The organism is Helicobacter sp. MIT 05-5293, assembly GCF_000765665.2.
GTDB lineage: Bacteria > Campylobacterota > Campylobacteria > Campylobacterales > Helicobacteraceae > Helicobacter_C.
This window is the reverse complement of sequence record NZ_JROZ02000001.1, coordinates 546,633-568,092: the sequence shown is the minus strand read 5'-3', so window position 1 is coordinate 568,092 and position 21,460 is coordinate 546,633. Positions and strand designations below refer to the sequence as shown.

21 protein-coding genes are annotated in these 21,460 nt (G+C 37.5%); 4 read left to right on the top strand and 17 right to left on the bottom strand.

What is annotated here, in order from left to right; translation table 11 throughout:
- Window positions 1–36 precede the first annotated feature (36 nt).
- The 8 genes from LS68_RS02875 to rplU all read right to left on the bottom strand — a co-directional run bounded on the left by LS68_RS02875 (window position 37) and on the right by rplU (window position 7,812).
- Window positions 37–1,356, bottom strand: a complete 1,320-nt coding sequence (locus tag LS68_RS02875; RefSeq protein WP_052100381.1) for an apolipoprotein N-acyltransferase — start codon at window positions 1,354–1,356, stop codon at window positions 37–39.
- Between the two features lie 18 nt (window positions 1,357–1,374).
- Complete coding sequence (locus tag LS68_RS02870; protein WP_052100378.1) at window positions 1,375–2,178, bottom strand: enoyl-ACP reductase; 804 nt, start codon at window positions 2,176–2,178, stop codon at window positions 1,375–1,377.
- A complete protein-coding gene (gene dapA, locus LS68_RS02865; RefSeq protein ID WP_034371726.1) occupies window positions 2,175–3,056 on the bottom strand; it encodes a 4-hydroxy-tetrahydrodipicolinate synthase in 882 nt (293 codons plus the stop codon). The genes LS68_RS02870 and dapA overlap by 4 nt, the downstream gene beginning before the upstream one ends.
- 1 nt (window position 3,057) lies before the next feature.
- A complete protein-coding gene (locus LS68_RS02860) occupies window positions 3,058–4,377 on the bottom strand; it encodes a pitrilysin family protein (RefSeq protein WP_138090866.1) in 1,320 nt (439 codons plus the stop codon).
- 39 nt (window positions 4,378–4,416) lie between these two features.
- Window positions 4,417–5,811: a quinone-dependent dihydroorotate dehydrogenase gene (locus tag LS68_RS02855; protein ID WP_034371722.1), complete on the bottom strand. Its 1,395-nt coding sequence runs from the start codon at window positions 5,809–5,811 to the stop codon at window positions 4,417–4,419.
- Between the two features lie 185 nt (window positions 5,812–5,996).
- Window positions 5,997–7,085: a GTPase ObgE gene (gene obgE / locus LS68_RS02850; protein ID WP_034371719.1), complete on the bottom strand. Its 1,089-nt coding sequence runs from the start codon at window positions 7,083–7,085 to the stop codon at window positions 5,997–5,999.
- Window positions 7,086–7,200: 115 nt separating this feature from the next.
- On the bottom strand, window positions 7,201–7,458 hold the full coding sequence (gene rpmA, locus LS68_RS02845) for a 50S ribosomal protein L27 (RefSeq protein ID WP_034371716.1): 258 nt from the start codon (window positions 7,456–7,458) through the stop codon (window positions 7,201–7,203).
- Between the two features lie 42 nt (window positions 7,459–7,500).
- Complete coding sequence (gene rplU / locus LS68_RS02840; RefSeq protein ID WP_034371713.1) at window positions 7,501–7,812, bottom strand: 50S ribosomal protein L21; 312 nt, start codon at window positions 7,810–7,812, stop codon at window positions 7,501–7,503.
- A gap of 173 nt (window positions 7,813–7,985) precedes the next feature.
- Between rplU and LS68_RS02835 the strand changes: the two genes are divergently transcribed.
- A complete protein-coding gene (locus LS68_RS02835; protein WP_034371710.1) occupies window positions 7,986–8,813 on the top strand; it encodes a M23 family metallopeptidase in 828 nt (275 codons plus the stop codon).
- Between the two features lie 3 nt (window positions 8,814–8,816).
- Here LS68_RS02835 and LS68_RS02830 read toward each other — a convergent pair whose 3' ends face one another.
- From LS68_RS02830 to LS68_RS02805, 6 genes are all read right to left on the bottom strand, one after another.
- Window positions 8,817–10,412 (bottom strand): ABC transporter ATP-binding protein, encoded by a 1,596-nt coding sequence (locus LS68_RS02830; RefSeq protein ID WP_138090863.1) that lies wholly within the window; start codon window positions 10,410–10,412, stop codon window positions 8,817–8,819.
- On the bottom strand, window positions 10,412–11,431 hold the full coding sequence (locus LS68_RS02825; RefSeq protein ID WP_138091089.1) for an ABC transporter permease: 1,020 nt from the start codon (window positions 11,429–11,431) through the stop codon (window positions 10,412–10,414). The genes LS68_RS02830 and LS68_RS02825 overlap by 1 nt, the downstream gene beginning before the upstream one ends.
- Before the next feature lie 22 nt (window positions 11,432–11,453).
- A complete protein-coding gene (yejB, locus tag LS68_RS02820; protein ID WP_034371575.1) occupies window positions 11,454–12,506 on the bottom strand; it encodes a microcin C ABC transporter permease YejB in 1,053 nt (350 codons plus the stop codon).
- Window positions 12,507–12,513: 7 nt separating this feature from the next.
- On the bottom strand, window positions 12,514–12,999 hold the full coding sequence (gene queF, locus LS68_RS02815) for a preQ(1) synthase (protein WP_034371572.1): 486 nt from the start codon (window positions 12,997–12,999) through the stop codon (window positions 12,514–12,516).
- Window positions 13,000–13,197: 198 nt separating this feature from the next.
- On the bottom strand, window positions 13,198–13,392 hold the full coding sequence (gene kcuS / locus LS68_RS02810) for a KCU-star family selenoprotein (RefSeq protein WP_199741474.1): 195 nt from the start codon (window positions 13,390–13,392) through the stop codon (window positions 13,198–13,200).
- A gap of 37 nt (window positions 13,393–13,429) precedes the next feature.
- Window positions 13,430–15,547, bottom strand: a complete 2,118-nt coding sequence (locus LS68_RS02805; protein ID WP_138090860.1) for a carbon starvation CstA family protein — start codon at window positions 15,545–15,547, stop codon at window positions 13,430–13,432.
- A 345-nt stretch (window positions 15,548–15,892) separates the two neighbouring features.
- Here LS68_RS02805 and LS68_RS02800 point away from each other — a divergent pair, with 345 nt between their 5' ends.
- Window positions 15,893–17,416: a bifunctional indole-3-glycerol phosphate synthase/phosphoribosylanthranilate isomerase gene (locus LS68_RS02800; protein WP_052100409.1), complete on the top strand. Its 1,524-nt coding sequence runs from the start codon at window positions 15,893–15,895 to the stop codon at window positions 17,414–17,416.
- Between the two features lie 10 nt (window positions 17,417–17,426).
- Window positions 17,427–18,476, top strand: a complete 1,050-nt coding sequence (locus tag LS68_RS02795; protein WP_034371817.1) for a CapA family protein — start codon at window positions 17,427–17,429, stop codon at window positions 18,474–18,476.
- 248 nt (window positions 18,477–18,724) lie between these two features.
- Here LS68_RS02795 and LS68_RS02790 read toward each other — a convergent pair whose 3' ends face one another.
- From LS68_RS02790 to LS68_RS02780, 3 genes are all read right to left on the bottom strand, one after another.
- Window positions 18,725–19,285, bottom strand: a complete 561-nt coding sequence (locus LS68_RS02790; protein WP_138090856.1) for a hemerythrin family protein — start codon at window positions 19,283–19,285, stop codon at window positions 18,725–18,727.
- 17 nt (window positions 19,286–19,302) lie between these two features.
- Window positions 19,303–19,866 carry a bacteriohemerythrin gene (locus tag LS68_RS02785; protein ID WP_138090853.1) on the bottom strand — a complete coding sequence of 188 codons (564 nt, stop codon included), beginning with the start codon at window positions 19,864–19,866 and terminating at the stop codon, window positions 19,303–19,305.
- Window positions 19,867–19,932: 66 nt separating this feature from the next.
- A complete protein-coding gene (locus LS68_RS02780) occupies window positions 19,933–20,565 on the bottom strand; it encodes a ribonuclease HII (protein WP_034370267.1) in 633 nt (210 codons plus the stop codon).
- 138 nt (window positions 20,566–20,703) lie between these two features.
- Here LS68_RS02780 and LS68_RS02775 point away from each other — a divergent pair, with 138 nt between their 5' ends.
- Window positions 20,704–21,189 carry a flavodoxin domain-containing protein gene (locus LS68_RS02775; RefSeq protein WP_034370264.1) on the top strand — a complete coding sequence of 162 codons (486 nt, stop codon included), beginning with the start codon at window positions 20,704–20,706 and terminating at the stop codon, window positions 21,187–21,189.
- Window positions 21,190–21,460: the final 271 nt, after the last annotated feature.

Sequence of the window (21,460 nt, the reverse complement as noted above, 5' to 3'; positions counted from 1 at the left end):
TTCTTTTGTAGCATTTTAGAATCTGTCAAGAATAACTCAAGGTGTGATAATAGCACTCGGAGAAAGATTGGTCGCGTGTAAAATTGTGCTTCCATACAAACGCGCATAATATTTCATAAGATTTTTTTGCAAAATAGGCTCAATACTAGGCACAAACCATGCGTTATTGCTCGTAACGACAACAAAAGGAGGGGATTTTTCATAAATTTGCCGACTTGTCCCTTCGTAACAAATAGCATTTTGGAATCTCACGCCCCTGATTTCAAACTCACCAAGTCCCTTTCCTCGCGAAAAACCGCCAATCCCTTGAAAAAATCTTTCGACAATGGGTTGCAAAAACAACGGAAGCTCTTCACCAAAAGGCACAAGGAAAACTTTATCAATTGCCGACATACGACCATGGTCGAAAATATAAGTGCTGTTATAATATTTCTCCTCTCTATCAAGCACTTCCAAACGCAATGAGCCTACGACAATAGCAATAGAATCACTAAGGGTTTCTAGCTCTTTTTGTATGTCTTTATATTTTTCTAGGGGAAAAGGGAAAGCAGCTTCGGGCAATATAACCATATCGTTACCCTCAAGTGCAGCGTGTCTGATGTGGGCAAAATTCTCCTCTACCACCCTTATCAGATTCTCATTTTTAATATCTTGGGAAACTTCAGTTTGTATGATTTTAATTTTTAAAGGTAAAGCGGGTGAAACTTCCTGAAATGTCCCCTTATCTAAGGCTAACAACAAACACACAATACCTATGAGCTTGACATATCGATGCGATGTGATAAGCAACCATACCGACACAATAATCAAGGCAAAACTCAATTTATCGACACCAAAATAGCTATAAGCAAACCAAAAGCTTTCTAAAATAAACCAATCAAAGCCTAATGGTTCAAAAAAACTCAAAAGCATCAAAAATGCAAAGCGCACGATTAGGCACTCACAAAATAAACCTATCCAAAAAACAAATCCCACTAAGATTCCCATAAAAAGCGTTCCAAGCGGTATTAAAAAAATCATATCAAAATATCTAAGCCCAAGCCCTACCCAATAAAACCACAATATCCCCACAAAAAATCCCACACTAAAGCGTCTATTTTTGGGAGTAAAAAGTATGCTTACTACACCCAAAAGTCCTACTAAAGAGGCTAAAATACGGGGGTAATCCATAGTGATAGATTCTAAAAACCATTGTAAATAAGGCGAAAGCATTATACAAAAGGCAAATAAGAAAGACTTTGAGAGCCAAATTAAAGTCGGTTTGTAGGTTTTACTCTCTCTAAGAGAGAAAGGTGTAAAAGTAGCTTCAAAGAATGCGACTTTGCATACTTTGAAAAAACGTTGGAGGGCTAACATTAACGATTCAGAATCGGATTACTTAAAAGTAGTGCCACCATCAATCACAATCGTTTGCCCTGTAAGCCATGCACTTTGCGTATTATCGCAAAGGAAAAATACTGCTCCGGCTAAATCTTCAGGTGTCCCCATACGATTAAGAGGCGATTCTTCTTCAACCTTGGCTTTTACTTGCGCATAATCAGGAAAAGCTTTCAAAGCATCGGTATCAATAGGTCCTCCACTCACTGCATTTACTCGAATCCCCCACTCTCCTAATTCTGTGGCTGCGTATTTAACCATTGTTTCTACTGCATTTTTAGAATTCCCATGCCCAGCGTAATTAGGCATATACACAAGATTCCCTGTAGAACTAAGAGAAACGATTGCCCCGCCTCCTAGCTCTTTCATACGTTTTGCAGCTTCTTGAGCACCTACGACAAAAGCAAGCACGGTTGCAGTATAGATATTATTAAGCCCGCGAGGTTTCAAACGCATAAAAGGAGCAAATCCTCCTGCTACACTTTTCCCATAAATAATTGCATTAGACACAAAAAAATCAACACGAGAAAAATCCTCATCAATTTTCTTAAACAATTCACTATATTGCTCTGGCTCTAAGACATTGAGCGGATAGTATCTTGCTTTAATTCCGTATCTACTTTCTACATCTGAAGCAATCTTTTTTGCCTCTTCTTCATTACGATTATAAGTAAAAGCCACATTCACACCATTTTGTGCAAATTTATACAATATTGCCTTTCCGATCCCACGGGTAGCACCACTAACTACTAATGTTTTATCTTTCATATAGCTTGTGGTTGAATCTTGAGAATTTTTCATAGTCTTACCTCGTATTTTTCTAAAATTTTTTGTATTTTAGCCATATTTTCCTTAGAAGGTGGCACTAATGGCAAACGATATTCTAAATTTTTGAGCAATCCTGATAAAAACATACTTGCCTTAATAGGAATAGGGTTACTCTCGCAAAATAGAATTTGATTAATTTCATAAAGCTTTGTGTTGATTTCATAACTTTGATACATATCTCCTTGTATCGCTGAATGTGTCAATTGAGCAATTTCTTGAGGAAAAAGATTGCCTGTTACAGAAATCACGCCTTTTCCATTATTGGCAAGAATCGGATAATTAATCGCATCATCTCCGCTTAAAATTGCCAAATCTGACACCTCCGACCCTAAAGCGACAACTCTATCCATTGCACCCGTAGCCTCTTTGATCGCATAAATATTCTTAACATCTTTTTTTAATCGTTTTATTGTTTGAATGTCAATATTTACACCCGTGCGAGAAGGCACATTATAAAGCATCACGGGTATTTCTACAGAATCTGCAACTGCCTTAAAATGCTGATATAAGCCCTCTTGAGAAGGTTTATTATAATAAGGTGTTACACACAATAACGCATCAGCTCCGCATTTTTGAGCAAAACGAGCAAGTTCGATAGCTTCTTGAGTAGAATTACTCCCCGCACCTGCAAGCACTTTCATTTGACTACCCTTGCACACTTCTACGGCAACTTGTATGCACTCCATATGTTCTTTATGTGTTAGTGTAGCAGATTCTCCTGTCGTTCCTACAGGCACACAAGCGTCCATTCCATATTTAATCTGTCGCTTAATAAGCATCTCGTAGGTTTCAAAATCAACCTCTTGATTCTTAAAAGGAGTGATCAAGGCACTCATAGCCCCTAAAACCATTTTAGCTCCTATCCTTGAGAATCACAACACTTAATTGATCTTCTACAAAATATTTATTTGCAACATCTTGAATCTTTTGAATTGTCAATTCACTGATATTATGCTCATATTCTAAAAGAGGTTTAATACTTCCACGCACTAAATAACTCCCAAATACATTTGCCACATCTGAAGCACTCTCTAAACCATAAATAAAGCTTGCTTTTGTGTTAATTTTAATTTTTTCCAATTCTTCTTGGGTTATCTTTCCTTGTTTCAAATCCTCAAGGAGTTTTAAAATCTCTTCTTCAATTTTTTCAGCCTTGATGCCTTGCTGGGCTGTAGCGGTAAGAAAAAATATGCCTTCATCTTTCATATCCATACTATACGCATATGCACTTGTAGCAATCTGCTGTTTATCGACAAGTTCTTTTTGAAAAAGACTTGATTTGCCCGCACTTAGAATCTCACCAATCGCATTCAATGCGACTTGATCTTCACTCAAATAATTAGGAATCTTATAGCCCATTGCTAGAAATTCGACTTGAGAGTCTTTTTTGAGAATCACTCTTCGCACACCATCTTGTTTGGGTTCTTTTGCACTAACTTGTGGGATACTTTTTGTATTGTTCTTAATAGAAGCAAAATGTTTTTTTGCACTCTTAAAAACTTCATCAGGTTCAATATCACCACTCACAAGAACAATAGCATTTTGTGGCTGATAATAAGTCTTATAAAATGCACGAATATCCTCAATATTCCAACCCTTAATGTCTTCCATAAAACCAATGGGTGTCCAATGATAAGGATGATAAGTAAAAGCTGTATTAAAAAAACGAAAATATAAATACCCCATTGGTGAATTATCTGTGCGCCATAGTCGTTCTTCTGCCACGACATTACGTTCTGGCTGAAATTCAGCATCATCTAAAGTAAGGTTAGCCATAAGCTCCGCAAAAAGCTCTAAAGACTTGTCCATATTGCCTTTGCTTGATTGGATATAATAATGCGTATAATCAAAGCTTGTTGAAGCATTATTCACACCACCAAAACCCTTAACAATCTCATCAAACTGACCAGCTTTTAGATTCTTTGTGGATTTAAAACTCAAATGTTCAAGCATATGCGCAATTCCGCTTTTACCCATTATTTCATTACGACTGCCTACCTTATAAAAAACACTTGTCTGAATCACACCACTCCCATTGCGCAAAGGCACAGCAACAACTTGAAGCTGATTGTCAAGAATCTCACTATAATGTTGAGGCAAAGAAGAAGAAACCTTTGAAGCAGTCAAAGGCTGCAATGAAGATGGTAATATAGGCGTATTTACTAAACCCATTAAAACTCCTAAAACTCCAAAAATAAAAGACATTTAGTATTACTCATTCACTTTTGATTGATTATCTTGAATCTGATCTGATGTCTTATTGTCCAGTGATTTCACTTCCTCGACTTTTGGAGTATTTTTTTTAACTCTTGGAGAATGTGATTTGGTTTTATCAGAATCAGCACCACTTATCATTTTAGTTTCACTCTTTTGACGATGAGATTTAGTCGCATCAACAACATCATTTGATTGGCTTTTAGTATCTTGAGTTTTTGAAGTTTGGCTTCCAGGCTTTCGTCCTCTTTTAGCAGGAGTTTTAGAATCTTGAGTTATTGGTTTTTCTGTCTTATTGTTTGTTTTGCCACTTGATGTTTTTTTTGTCTTTTTGATGCCTATCCCTTTCCCTAAAGCCTCATTGATATGAGCAAAACCATCTCTTTCTAAACATTCCAACAAACCTTGATTGATCGAACGACACAGACTTGGACCTTCAAAAATCATTGCGCTAAAAACTTGAATCAACGAAGCCCCTAATTTAATGCGCTCATAAGCTTCTTGTGCATTATTAATTCCACCAACAGAAATCAAAGTCGTTTTTCCAAAAAACGCTTCACTTAAAATCTCAAAAAACTCTCGAGACTTTTCTCTCAAAGCAAGCCCACTAATCCCTCCAATATCTTTTGCGCCTTCAATCAGACTATAATCTATAGTCGTGTTTGTCGCAATAATTCCACTTGCACCACTTGCAATACTCATCTCTGCGACTTTAAGCATTTTTTGCGCTTCCATATCAGGTGAAAGTTTGACAAATAAAGGCTTAGAAGTGTGAGAACGCGCCATTGTGAAAAGTTCTTGGACAAAATTCACATTTTGCAATTCTCTTAGATTCGGAGTATTGGGAGAAGAAAGATTGAAGACAAAATAATCACCCACATCAACAAAATCTAGCAAAACATTTTCGTAATTTTTCAATGAATCACTTTGAGCGATCACTTTATTTTTGCCTACATTAATGCCCAAAGGTATACTATAAGGGTAAAATTTACGCAAACGTTTTGAAATCTCCAAAGAGCCTTGATTATTTGAACCCATTGCATTTTGCAAACTTTGCTCTTCAACAAAGCGAAATAACCGAGGTTTAGAATTGCCAGATTGTGGAGCTTGTGTAATCGTGCCAAGTTCAAGAAATCCAAAACCTAAACTCGATAATCCTTTAACCATTGTTCCATTTTTATCAAATCCCGCACTCAACCCCACAGGATTATAAAATTCCATACCCGCAACCTGTGTGCGTAATCGCTCATCAACCACGCAATAACGAGCAGCAAGTATATCTTGCATCAACGGAAGCGGTGCAATGCGTCTCAAATACCATTCTGCAAGAGAATGCGCCCTTTCGGGATCAAGCTTAAACAAATAGGGGGAGAAAGCTTTATAAAATGACATAAACACACCTTCAAATTATGATTTTAAGACAGATATTATATAACAAAAGCAACCATGTTTCACAAATATTTTATCATAAAAAATAAATCTTCGTGCAATACGAAGAATGAACAAGATTGATTTTACTTTATTTGAAAAAATACATTGTTTATATTTTACACTATATTCATTTTTGAGCATAAAACTTATTTTGTTGTGTATTTCAGAATCTGCGCTAAGTAATTTTTTAATAATGTTATATGATAAGAAGTTGCACTTGAGATAGTCATAATAAAACAAGGCGTATCTTTAGGCAATATTACTGAAAAATGGCTTGATTGGGTATCAAAAGATGATGAAAGCCATACTTCATCTTCTTGAGATTCTATCATTTGGGCAAACTGATTATGCAAAGCAGTCAGTGAAAAGCTTAATGCTTCTTTACTCACAATATCACATTTGCTTAGCACAATCCCAAAAGGACGCTCTAAAAGGTTTGGATTAAAATGTTTCAGCTCTATACGCAAAGATTCAAACTGCATACATACATCTTGTGTCGCATCAAGAACAAACAATAAAACTTTATTGCGCTCAATATGCTTCAAAAACTCTATCCCTAATCCTTTACCTTCGCTTGCCCCATCAATGATTCCGGGAATATCAGCCATAACAAATGAAGAATACTCATCTATATCCACAACACCAAGATTTGGCACAATGGTTGTAAAAGCATAATTTGCGATTTGAGGTTTTGCATTAGAAAGCACTGAAATAAGTGTTGATTTACCAACATTAGGATACCCTACAAGCCCCACATCAGCAATAAGCTTTAACTCTAAGGTAATATGTCGCTCAATCCCTTTGATTCCACTTTGAGCATAAGTAGGAGCTTGATTGGTCGAATTTTTAAAATGTGCATTACCCAATCCGCCCTTGCCACCTTTAAGCAGGCACACAGACTTTGGATAAATATCCATATCGACTATCAACTCACCGCTTTGATAGTCAAGAACTTGTGTTCCTAGCGGAACTTTGATGATAATATCTTCACCCTTTTTTCCACTGCATCGCCTTGAGCGACCGGGCTGTCCATTTTTAGCCTTATAATGCTTTGCTCCGCGGAATCTCGAAAGTGTGTCAGTATTATTATCCACTTCCATATAAACATCGCCACCATCGCCACCATCGCCACCATCAGGACCGCCTTGCAAGACATATTTCTCTCTACGGAAACTGACTTCTCCCGGACCGCCCTTGCCCGAAGCGATAAAAATATCTACACTATCAACAAACATTTATGGGTATTCACTCTTTGGTTTAACTATGGCTAGCGTATTAGATTCCTAAGAATACGAGATCTCTCAATGCTAAAAGCCATATCTCGCATTCTTGACAATAGAATCCAAAAATTTAAGAAACAGGGACAACAGAGACTTTTTTACGATTCTTATCTTTTTGTTGGAATAATACAATCCCGTCAATCAAAGCATAAATCGTATGATCCTTGCCTAAGCCAACATTATTACCGGGGTGCACTTTTGTGCCTCTTTGTCGGACAATAATATTTCCTGCACGCACGAATTGTGAACCAAACTTCTTAACGCCTAAGCGACGTCCTGCAGAATCTCTATTATTCTGGGTGCTACCTTGACCTTTCTTGTGTGCCATTATTCACTCCTTAAATATAAATAAACTCACTAAATTTTCTGATTAAACACTGATTTTTTGGATTCTCACGCGTGTAAAATCTCTTCTAAAACCTCTTTTGGTTTTACTATCTTTTCGACGACGTTTTTTGAATGTTACGACTTTTTTCGCCCTACCCTCATTAATCACCTCTGCTTCGATCTTTGCGCCTTTGACAAAAGGTGTCCCGATATGAGTTTTGTCTCCATCGACAATCGCTAAAACTTCGTTCAACTCAATTTTTGACTTTGGCTCAAGGTTCATCTTATCCAAAAGCACAATGCTTCCTTCAACAACCTTGTATTGTTTGCCTCCATTCTTAAATATTGCATACATTGCATTTCCTTGTGAATTGAAGTAATTTTGTAATTAAAACAAAAGGGGGATTTTATCGCATCATTCTTTAATATAAGCTTTGAATGATTATAATACACCCAAAAAATTCTGAACAAGATTCTAAAGTATCTAAATCTTATCAGAATCCCTAAACACACACTAAGGAGCGATTTATGAAACACATTTTGCGATTTATTTTATTTCTCTCTTGTTTTTATGTTTTCAGTTTTGCAGACACAAAACCTCTTGCGCCCAATAGTGCGTATAATGGCACGGTTTTTATTTACCAATCCGATGAAGCCTTGCCCCTAACCTATGATAAAAAATCCATTCGCTACATCTCTCACCCCAAGAATCCAAATGCAAAAATCGCCTTTGTGCCTGTAGGTTATTATGAAAAAAATGCCAAGATTCTCAAATCCAAAGGCAAAGATTACTTCACTATCAAAATCCTACAAAAAGACTATCCGAAAGAAACAATCACCGTTGCACCAGATAAAGTAAGCTATTCAAACGAAGTTGCGCAACGCATCGAAAAAGAAAAAAATGACATTGTCAAAGTTTATCACACCTACACCAAAGGTCGCTTATGGGATAAGCCTTTCATTAAACCACTAGATTCTGTCATCACAAGCCCTTATGGAAGTGCGAGAGTTTTTAACAACACAATCAAAAGCTATCATGGAGGGACAGACTTCCGTGCTGTAACAGGCACACCCATTAAGGCAAGTAATGATGGCATTGTCGCACTTGTCCAAGATCGATACCTTTCAGGTAAAAGTATTGTCATTAATCATGGGGAGGGGCTTTATAGTGTCTATTTTCACCTTGATAGTTTTGATGTGAAGGTAGGAGACAAAGTCAAGCGAGGACAAGTTATCGCGAAAAGCGGTGGGACAGGGAGAGTAAGCGGTCCTCATTTGCATTTTGGAATCGTCATCAATGGCACAAATGTCGATAGTCTCGATTTTGTCCAACAAACACAGAATCTCTTCAAATGACGATTATTTGGGCAAAGTCAAATCTAAAGAAGATTCTATAAGCATTTTCGCATAAGCACTTTGGGGATTCTGAAAGATTTTTTTACTCTCTCCACTCTCCACCACGCGCCCATGGTGCAAAATCAGAATCTTATCACTCAAATGATACAGAATCTCCAAATCATGCGTGATAAACACATAACTCATTTTGAGCGATTTTTGGAGCTCCAAAAGCAAATTAAGCACCATTTTTTGCGAACTTTTATCAAGGGCAGAGGTGGGTTCATCGAGAATCAAAACACGAGGTTGTAAGACAATCGCCCTTGCAATTGCTACGCGTTGCCTTTGCCCACCGCTTAGCTCAAAGGGATACACATTGGCTATATCCTTTGAAAGCCCTACAGATTCTAAAGCCCACTCAACCTTTTGCGCAATATCTGTCTTTGTATCTTGATAAATCTCCAAACCCTCCGCGATAATTTCCATTATACTTAAACGCGGGCTAAGAGATGCAAAAGGATCTTGGAAAACAATACCCACATCTCTACGAATCGCGCGAAAATCTTTTGGAGTATGGAGAGAATGTTTCCCTACACGCATCTTGCCTTGTATCTCTAAAAGCCCCAGCATACCTAATGCAAGGCTTGATTTTCCACTTCCTGAAGCTCCAGCAATACCAATAATTTGACCATGAGACAAACTAAAGCTCACATCTTGCACCAATGGTTTCCACTTGGAGCAAAAAAACTTGCGCTCACGCACGCCCACACTGAAAGAATCGACATTAAGAATCTCATCGGTTGAGGGGTGGGAGGTAGATTCTGCAGATTCTGTCTTTGATTCTACTTTGTGTGGCAATACACAAGCATCAAGCAAAAATTTCGTATAATTATGCTTAGGTGTCGTGAAAATCTCTTGTGTAGGGGCAGATTCTACAATTTCTCCCTCTTTCATCACAAGCACCCTATCGCAAAATCCTTTCACAATATTTAAATTATGACTGATAAATAAAATCGCACTTTGAGTATTAAGAGAGAGCAAAAGCTCGAGAATCTGTTTTTGAATATACGCATCAAGTGCTGTCGTTGGCTCATCACAAATCAACAAAGAGGGCTTATGAATGACACTCATCGCAATCGCTACGCGTTGCCTTTGCCCACCACTTAGCTCAAAAGGATACGCATTGGCTATATCTTTTGAAAGCCCTACAGATTCTAAAGCCTCATTGAGTAGGCTTTCTTGTAACTCCTTGCTGTATTTTTGTTTAGTATGCAAGTAGTAACCTTCGAGAATCTGTTTGCCAACTTTATGGAGAGGATTCAGACTTGAGAGCGGTTCTTGTGGAATATAGGCGATTTTCATACCCCTCACTTGACACATTTGCGACTCACTCAACAAAAGCAAATTTTCTCCATTAAGGAGAATCGACCCGCTTTGCACACTTACTTGCGATGACAAGCGCAAAATCAACTGCGCAAGCATACTTTTGCCCGATCCAGATTCTCCAACAAGCGCGACTTTTTCACATTCATTGATATGTAAAGACACATTGCGTAATGCAAAGTCGCGTTGGCTATGGGCAAAATGGGCATTAAGATGAGAAATATTTAAAAGCGTCATTAGGGATTCTTTGAGCGATATTTGATATGAGGATCAAACGCATCACGCAAGCCCTCGCCGATAAACACCAAAATAGAAAGTAAAAAAGACAGGGCTAAAAACGCGCTAATGCCCAAATGAGGCGAAGAAAGATTGTTTTTACCTTGAGCGAGCAATTCTCCCAAGCTCGCACTCCCTACGGGCATACCAAAACCCAAAAAATCTAAGCTACTCAATGTAACGACACTTCCTGCCATAATAAAGGGTGCAAATGTCAAAGTAGCACTCATCGCATTAGGTAAAATATGTCTAAACATAATTTTAAAATCACCCACTCCCAATGCCCTAGAGGCTTTCACATATTCGAGATTCCGAGCTTTTAAAAACTCTGCTCTTACAAGATTTACTAAAGCCATCCACGAAAATGCCAACACCACACACAGAATCCACCCAAAACTCGGCTCTAACACACTTGATATGATGATAATTACAAACAAAATAGGCACAGAATTGAGAATCTCAATAAGCCTTTGCCCAACAAGATCAATCATTCCACCATAATAACCCTGCATCGCGCCTACCAAAACTCCAATCACAATGCTACACACACTAAGCACCAAAGCAAAAATAATTGACACACGATACCCATAAATCAGTCTTGCGGCGACATCTCGCGCTTTATCATCTGTGCCAAGCCAATGTTTAGAATCTGGCGAAGTAGGGCTTTGAGAATCTAAATCCATAATAATACTATCATAAGAATAAGGGATTAGCGTGTGTATCACAAACGCATCACTTAAAAGTCCTTGCACATAAGGATCAAGATAATCTGTATAAGTCTCAAAATCTCCTCCAAACTCTATTTCTGGATAATTAATAAAAACAGGAAAATACACTTTTTGATCTTTATAAATAAATAATGGCTTATCGTTAGCGATAAATTCCGCACCCATACTCAACACAAAAAGGATAATAAATATTATCAAACTTGCAAAGGCGCGTTTATTTTGTTTGAAAATCGACCAACGATACGCCCTCATTGTGCGTTTATGAAGCGAGAGATTATCCATTTTTTGCTCCAAAGTGAATGCGCGGGTCAATCAAAGTATAAAGCACATCACTGATAATCCCTACAATCAGGGCGAGAAAAGTAAAAATATAAAGCGTCCCAAAGATTACAGGATAATCCCGATTGACAACGCTTTCATAGCCTAAAAGTCCTAACCCATCAAGACTAAACACAATCTCTATCAACAAGCTACCGCTAAAAAACATTCCTACAAAAACTGCAGGAAACCCACTGATGATAAGCAACATCGCATTACGAAAAATATGTCCATAGAGAATCTGTTTTTCATTTGCACCCTTTGCCTTAGCAGTAATCGCATAAGCTTTGTGAATCTCCTCTAAAAAGCAATTTTTACAAAGCATTGTCAAAGTCGCAAATCCACCTAAAGACACACATAACACAGGCAAACACAAATGCCATAAATAATCTTTAATTTTACCCATTAGACTTAGGGAATCAAAATTCTCACTCACCAATCCACGCAAAGGGAAAATATCCAAATAGCTTCCGCCAGCTAAAAAAACAATCAAAACCACGCCAAACATAAATGCAGGTATCGCATTGGCAATCACAATAATAAGACTGCTTAATACATCAAAACGCGAACCATTGCGCACTGCTTTTCTAATCCCTAGTGGAATACTGATCAAATAAATCAAAAGTGTGCTAAAAAATCCCAATGAGATTGACACTGGTAGCTTTTCTATAATGATTGAAACCACGCTTGATTGGCGATAAAAACTCTCACCTAAATCAAATCGTGCAAAATTCCATAGCATCGACACATAACGCTCAAGCAAAGACTTATCAAAACCATAAAGCTTTTTGATTTCATCAACTAGCTCAGGCTCTAAACCTACTGAACCCTTGTAGAGATGATTTTGCCCGACCGCTGCTTCTGAAATATGAGCGAGATTCTCCATTTTGGCAATTGTTTGCTCGACAGGACCGCCGGGTGCTAATTGCATCAACAAAAAATTAATACTCATTACACCTATAAGCGTAGGGATAATTAACAAAAAACGTTTTAAAAGATAAATACCCAAAAAAACCTCAATCTTTCAAGCGATGGCGCATCAAACGATAGCGCGCCATTTCTTCGTAATGAGTGTTTGGGATTCCATAATTTGCAAAAGGATCAATGCTAATTCCTCCACGCGGTGTGAATTTGCCATAAACTTCAATGTATTTCGGAGACATTATTGCAATCAAATCTTTCATAATAATATTGATACAATCCTCGTGAAAATCACCATGGTTGCGGAAAGAAAACAAATAAAGTTTGAGCGATTTAGATTCTACCATTTTTTGCGCAGGGATATAAGAGATGCGAATATGTGCAAAATCTGGTTGAGAAGTAATAGGACAAAGACTTGTAAATTCAGGGCAATTAAAGGTTACAAAATAATCATTGTTTGTATGTTTGTTATCAAAAACCTCCAAGATTGAGGGATTGTAGTCGTATTCATACACTACTCCCGCTGACCCGAGCAAGGTGAGTTGATCTTTTTGGCGATGATTTTGAGTGTGTTGAGCCATAACGATTCCTTATAAAATCCATATTTTATCACAATCCTTTTTATGTATCGTGAATGATAATTTAATTTTAAAAATCATTTTAAGCCTCGCCACAAAAGTATTAGTATAACATCTCTATTGATGGCTATTGTTTTTGCCTTTTCAAACAAAAATGAAAAGTATGAAAAAAGTGTTCGCAAACCTTGCGATATTTCATGCTTAACAACATTTTGCCCTTCCCGCACCATATTTTGCTTCTAGTGCTTCTCTAAAGAATTCTTTTTGACTTTTAGGGATTTTGTCGGGGTGGTGGATTCTCATATGTTCTAAGTATTTATCATAACTCGGCATTCCTACTAACAAATGAAAGAATCTGTCAGAGCGATGATAAATCCTTAGAATCTTATCTTTCAAAATCGTGATACCCCCTTTGAAGGGGGGTATAGAAGAATTAGCCATGTGCGGCTATCCTGCCTTCAAATTCACTAGCCTTACGATAAGGCGCTTCAGAAAGTGGAAGGTGATTAGTCCCTTTGACACACTTAAGACAGATTCTGACACATTGCACGAGAACTAAAATCGTTACACACATAAACAACGCACAAAGAGTTGCATTGATAAGATTGTTTGTCGCAATAGTCGAGAATCTCTCAATCAAAACAGGATCAGTTTCAGCTGCTGCCTTTGCACTATTAATTTGCCAAAGTGCAATATGACTCACCGCATCATGGATTTTTTCACCATTAGCAGGGAGAAGTTTGCATACACCCGCATAAAGTGTGCTGAAAAGCACCCAAACTGCTGGGACAATAACCACCCATGCTTGTTTTGCTTTGCCCATTTTGAAAAGCACGGTGATCACAGTAAGCAATGCGATACCTGCAAGCATTTGATTGGAGACGCCAAAGAGTGTCCAGAGTGATTTGACTCCACCTTGTGGATCAGTAACACCTTGATAAAGGACATAACCCCAACCTGCAACACAAATAAGTGTCGCGACAATGCCCCAAAACATTGAATGAATATTACCGATAGGTTTATACACATTACCTAACACATCTTGCACCATAAAACGACCTGCTCTTGTCCCTGCATCAACAGCTGTCAAGATAAAGAGTGCTTCAAACAAAATCGCAAAGTGATACCAAAACGCTATTGAGCCTTGATTAAATAAAGGCACTTGTGAAATAATAGTCGCTAACCCAATCGCAAAAGTAGGCGCACCACCTGTGCGACTTAGAATCGAATTTTCACCAATTTCTGTTGCCATACCCATAATTTGCTCTGGCGTTACGACAAATCCCCAATTGCTAATTGTCTGTGCAGCAACAGCTGCAGCCTCTGCAACATCAGCGATGCCTGTTGTGCCAAGTCCTGCTGGAGCGACATTAACTGCAAAATATAAGCCGGGTGTCAATATCACCGCAGCAATAAGTGCCATTACCGCAACTGCAGATTCCATAACCATAGAACCATAGCCGACCATTCGTGCATGAGATTCTTTTTCAAGCATTTTAGGAGTAGTCCCGCTCGAAATAAGTGCGTGGAATCCACTGATTGCCCCACACGCAATTGTGATAAACAAGAATGGGAAAAGCTGTCCGCTAAAGACTGGTCCTGTGCCATCAACAAACTTCGTAACACTTTCGAAATTTATATCAGGTCGCACGATTAAGATTCCTGCTGCCATAAGCACAATCACACCAATCTTTAAGAATGTGCTCAAATAATCACGAGGAGCTAACAAAAACCAAACTGGCAAAATTGCTGCAATAAACCCATAAACAATCATTACATAAGTAAGAGTAACAGGTGATAATGTAAATATTGCTGCAAGAGTAGGATTTGCTGCGACATCACGACCAAAATAAAGAGCCATAAGAAGTAAAACAAAACCAATGATACTCGCCTCACCAATTTTACCCGGACGCAAGAATCTCATATGAAGTCCCATATAAATTGCAATCGGTATTGTCATTGCAATCGTAAAAAGCCCCCAAGGAGATTCTGCCAAAGCATTGACCACCACAAGTGCTAAAATCGCAATAATAAGCATCATAATGCCTAAAATCCCAATCATCGCAATAGTTCCTACAGGCTTGCCAAGCTCTAGTTTGATAATCTCACCTAAAGATTTGCCATTACGGCGCATAGAGATAAAAAGAACGGTAAAATCATGCACTGCCCCAGCTAGCACAACACCTACAACAACCCAAATCATACCGGGCAAATAACCCATTTGTGCCGCTAAAATCGGACCTACAAGAGGACCAGCACCTGCAATAGCAGCAAAGTGATGCCCAAAAAGCACAATTTTATTTGTTGGCACAAAATCACGCCCATCATTATTCACTACTGCAGGTGTAGCACGATTATCATCAAGCCCCAAAACCTTATAAGCAATATATTTTGAATAAAAACGATACGCAATTGCATAAATACACACTGCAGCCACCACAATCCACACTGCCGAGATAGTCTCTCCTGTGTGCAATGCCAACACACCAAAACACCAAGCTCCTATCAAGGATATGGCGACCCACAAGCCTATACTTAGAATCTTATTCATGACTCTCCTTTACCTATTTTGAAATGCAATATCATTTTACATACTTTAAACGCAAAGTTACTCAAGCCATTATAAAGATTCCTTAATTTTTAGAAAAATTTTGCGATTTAGTAACACTGCCTTGTATCCCCATTCATTTTGGTATATTAAAGTTATGGAAACTCGGTGCAGATAATAACACTACTTCTTGCAAATATATCTCAATTCCATACACTCTATGGTCATTCTCTTGCTAGGATTCCAAGCTTATTTTAGGAATTGCGAATCTTTCTTATCATTTCTAAAAATTACCCCAATATGCTACAATCTCACACTTTAAAGTTTTAAGATTCTAAGGAATAAATGATGGTAGAAATCCTTGCCAAAATCACAAAAGAACGTTCTGCAGACATCACTCATAAAGGCTTTACTTTTGGGCATCAAATCCCCTCACAGAGAATCCACCCTCTTATCAAACCAAATCTTGATTCTGTTTTTATCATTGCTGAAATCAAACGATCTTCACCTTCGGCAGGTTTAATCGACCCTATCTCTTCTCCCAAAGACCTTGCCCTTTCTTATCTTAATGGAGGTGCTGGGGCTATTTCTGTTTTATGTGAAGAACATCACTTCAGCGGGAGTTTAGATGATTTAATGCTTATCAAAAATACTTTTCCTAACGCGTGTATTTTAAGAAAAGATTTTATCCAATACCCACAAGAAATTGAAGTGAGCTATCGTGCAGGAGCGGATATGATTTTGCTCATTGTAGCGATGTTTATTGATGAAAAAACAGGCTTTGAGCAATTCTCTGCCTTGTATCAAGAATGTTTGTCTTATGGGCTTACACCTTTAATAGAAGTGCATAATACCAAAGAAATTGACTTTATCAAACCTTTGAATCCCACCCTTGTAGGCATTAATTCGCGCAATCTTCATACTTTTGAAATCGACATACCTTATGCCTGCTCACTCATTTCGCTTCTTCCTCGCAATACAAAGGTTATTTTTGAATCTGGCATAGAATCAGATACTTTGGCTTATATGATTGGCTCTTTAGGTTTTGATGGTTTATTGTGTGGGGGCTATCTTGTCGCACATTCTAATCCCACTCAAGCACTTCAGTCTCTTAAGACCTCAATACTCAATGCGCGCACACAACAACCTCGATTCTATCAAAGTATATTTGCAAAAATGCCATACAAAAAGCCGCTTATCAAAATATGTGGCATTACGCGTCTTGATGATGCACTAACAATCGCTGAATATCCTGTGGATATGTTTGGCTTTATCATGGTAGAAAAAAGTCCTCGCTTCATAGAATCTAAACAAATAAAACACATTACAAAAGCCCTCAAAACTCTTTATCCACACATCTTGCGTATTGGTGTCATTGATGACAATCCAAAAACACTTCAAAATGCGAGGAATCTCCTCTCCGAAGGACATCTTGATGCTCTGCAATTACATGGGATCAATCCTACCTCACCGCATTATTTTGGCGGGATTGACCTCAACAAAGCACATTTTTGTTTCTATCCTGTCATCAATATTGCCCAAAAAGACGATTTGTGTAATTTCGTTGGGGCATTTTGCCTTTTAGATTCTCGGAGTGCTTTAGGCGGTGGTTCGGGACAAAGTATTGATACAGAGGTGCTTTCTTCACTAAAACTTCAACATCTTTGCATCGCTGGGGGTATCAACGCACAGAATCTAAACGATTTTCTCTCTCTTAAGCCAATGATGCTTGATGTTAATTCCGGCATAGAATCTCAACCCGGGCGGAAAGATTCACAAAAAATAAAAGAATTTTTTGCGACTTTAGAAAATTTGTTACCAAATCACACAACAAAACACGATATAATAGCAGATTCTCAAAATTTAGAGTAAGGAGTGAATGATGAAAAAAATCACGATATTGTTATGTGTGCTTATCTTTAATCTCGCCTTTGGACAATCCAAAAATGAAATTGAATTGATAATGGCTGGAGATGCACTCCTCCACGCATCGGTCTATAAAGATGCAAAACAAAATGATCAAACCTACGACTTTAGCTCAATGTTGGAAAATCTTGCACCAGTGGTCAAGAAATATGATCTAGCCTTTTATAATCAAGAAACAATCCTAGGAGGCACGACTTTGGGGCTTAGCACTTATCCCGCGTTCAATTCACCTCAAGAATTTGGCGATAATATGCTCGCACTAGGATTCAATCTCGTTTCTTTAGCCAATAACCACTCTCTTGATCGCGGTGAAAAGGCGATTCGCTTATCTTTAGATTACTGGAAAAACAAGCCTGCACTCACTGCTGGGAGCTATAATTCATTTTTAGAACGCAACACTCCCAAAATCTTAGAAAAAAATGGTATCAAATACACACTCCTTGCCTATACTTATGGCACAAATGGTATCCCTATCCCACAAGGAAAAGAATATTTAGTCAATGTTTATACGACAAAAATGCTTCAAGAAGATATTGCTAAAGTGCGTGATAAAGTAGATCTCTTGATTGTTTCAATGCATTGGGGGATTGAATACGACTTTGAACCAAGTGTCGAGCAAAGAAAGCTAGCAAAACTCCTTGCAGATTGCGGGGTTGATTTAGTCATTGGCACGCATCCTCATGTGATTCAGCCTGTGGAGTGGATTGATAATACACTTGTGTATTATTCTTTAGGGAATCTCATTTCCGGACAAAGAGGCACAAACAAACGCATTGGAATGATCGGAGGAGTGCATATTCAAAAAATTGAAGATGGTAAAGTCAAGCTCTCAAATGCGCGAGCAGATCTTATTTATACTTATTATAATGCGCAATTTAAAAACTTCAAACTTTATTGGTTTGATCAGCTCAATAATGCGGTTTTACCTGACTACAAAACAATCTATAATGAATATATCAAAATCATCACAAAAGATGATAGCTCAATTCGCATTGGCGAGCTTTAGAAACAATTTTTTTACTTTTGTCTCTTGATTGCTAGTTTTTGCAAGATAACAAAAGCACGATAATTACAGAATCTTCCCCTATGGGGATTTTACAAAAGATTCTATAAATGCGTTTTGATTTGAGAGGTGAAAGAATTTGTGATAAAAAGATAAAAAGGCTCTTAGGCAATCTTACAGATGTGCAAAAAGCCTAAGAGAAGATACTGATTCTTGTTTGTTAATGCAAATTCATAATCAAGAATCAATGATTATTTTTTCAAAATGATACCTTGATGGCATTCTTTACAAACAATGGGGTGTGAAGAATTGCTCACAAAAATGTGCATAGATTCAGTAAGTTTGTGCTCTTTGCCCGGACACGCACACACATAGTAATAGTATTTAACTTCCTTGACCTCACAAGTCGCATTCTTTTCCATTTGTTCTTTGCGATATTTCTCAATCTGCATATCTTCTTGCAAAATATGGACAAGTAGCCAATCTTCTGCAACCGTAGCAATCATTTCTTTAAGAATATCCATAGAGCCGACATGTTTTACCATACCTGCCATTTCAGCAACAATCGTGCGATGAATCTTTTTATGCTCTTCTAATCGAGGGTATCCGATAGCGTGCATATATTGCTCTTCGTCTTTGAAATGCGTCTTCATATACTCGAAAAATTCAACAAGGATTGCTTTTATCTCATTAGAAGAACTGGGGCTATTGGCAATTCTATAAGCCTTATGGGCAAGCTCAAAAAGCCTTTGGTGTTGTTGATCAATAATCTCATGATGAACGCTAAATTCATCGCTCCAATCTGGTAACATTCTTCCTCCTTCTAAAATTATTCAAGCATTTCTTTAAAAACAATAGCCTGTTGGCATTCTTTACAACGAATACTTTGGGTGCTATTTTTAACAAAAATGTGCATAGATTCGGTAAGCTTATGTTCTTTGCCCGGACATTCGCAAGTATAAATAAAAGTCTTTGTTGCTTCTTTGGTAGGGTTCTTTGCTTGACTTTCTTTGCGATATTTTTCAATCTGCATATCTTCTTGCAAAATATGGACAAGTAGCCAATCTTTAGCAAGTATCATAATTTTGTCTTTTAACTCATTGGCTGAATGAATATTTTTAACCATGCTTGCCATATCGGCAATAAGCGCACGATGGATTCTTTTATGCTCTTCTAATTTAGGATACCCAATGGCTTGCATATATTGCTCTTCGTCTTTGAAATGCGTCTTCATATAGTCAAAGAATTCTGTGATAATGCCTTTAACCTCATTCCGAGTGGTGTGGCTATTAGCGATTTTATAAGCCTTATGGGCAAGCTCAAAAAGCCTTTGGTGTTGTTGATCAATAATCTCGTGACGAACGCTAAATTCATCATTCCATAATGGTAACATTGAAAAGCAATCTCCCTTGTAACTTTGTGCGTTTCATATTTTATATACTTAAGTCTTATATCAAAATTAAAATAGAGAATCTTGCATTGAGATTTTAAAACTTTTACGATGCTGGGGGCAATAACCATTTTCCTTTATTTTTTGGATATGCAATGCAGTCGCATATCCTTTGTGTTTTCCCAATGCGTATTGAGGATAAAGTTTATCAAGTTCTGACATCTGCGCATCTTTACTTACTTTTGCCAAAATCGAAGCACAAGCAATGACAGGATTCTTATCATCGCCTTTGATGAGAGTTTTGAGCGTTATTTCAGAATCAAGGCAAGAAGGTATACGCGCACCAAAAGTGCTATTACCATCAATAATAAACTCTTTGGCAAAAGCACCAAGTTTTTCTAGAATCTCTTCAATCGCAGTTTTCAATGCCCAACTCAAGCCGTATTTATCAATCTCCCACGCATCTTTTTGCACAATATGAAAATGGATTTGTTGAGAGATATTGGTCGATTGTGTATCGTCTGCAGATATTGCTTGAGCAAGCAATAATTGATAAATTGATTCTCGTTTTTTTTCAGAAAGTTTTTTGCTATCTTTAGGATTAAAAGTCCTTAAAAATTCCTCATCTCCAACCACACCCGCCACGAATAAACCCCCACAAATACAACCTCTACCTGCTTCATCAATGCCCCCTATTATCATCTCAATCCTTTACCATATCAAAACTTATATAAATCCTAAAAATATCGTCATTTTCTAATCATACTTTATCACTTTAGATTCAAGAAATATTGACTATAATAGCCCGTGCTTTTTATCAAAATTTCAAAAGGAGTTAATATGAAAAAAGCTGTATTCTATGCTAGCAAAGGAGGCGTTTGTGCAGAATTTGCAAATAAAATTGCCCAAAAAATTGACGCTTCTTCTTTTAATATTAAAGACTGCGATTTGAGTAAAATTGCTGAATATGATTTCGTCATTTTTGCCTCATCAAGCTATTATTTTGGAGCATTACAAGAAGATTGGGGATCAAAAGTCAAAGGTTTAAGTGATATTGACTTTAGCCGCAAAACTATTGCTTTAGTCGGTGTAGGCTCACAAGCAAGACACCCTGATAGTTTTTGTTCAGGCATTGCAGATTTTTATGACAAACTTCGTTTTAGTGGCGCAAAATTCGTAGGAGCAGTAGATTGCAAAGATTACAATTATTCTTTCTCACGCGCTCAAAAAGGACAAAAGCTTTTAGGATTATGCCTTGACAAAGCCGATGAGCAAAAAAACGACGCTCGTATTGAGGCATGGATCAAATCTCTTCATCTTGATTAACAATACTTTTTAGACAGAATCTACACAAGGTTCTGTCTCTTTACTCTTCTTTATATCCTCTTTGCTGACATCAAGCACTTTTATTCTCCTTATCTCTATTGATCACGATAGAATGTCTATAATCACTATTCATAATCCAATATTTCATACCATTCCAATAAATCATTTTATAACAAATAGTCTATATCATCTTTGCAAAGTCGTGTGGCTTGAATATAATATTAACTAAGGTCTAAATCTATTTCAATTAACGAATATTAAGAGTATTTTG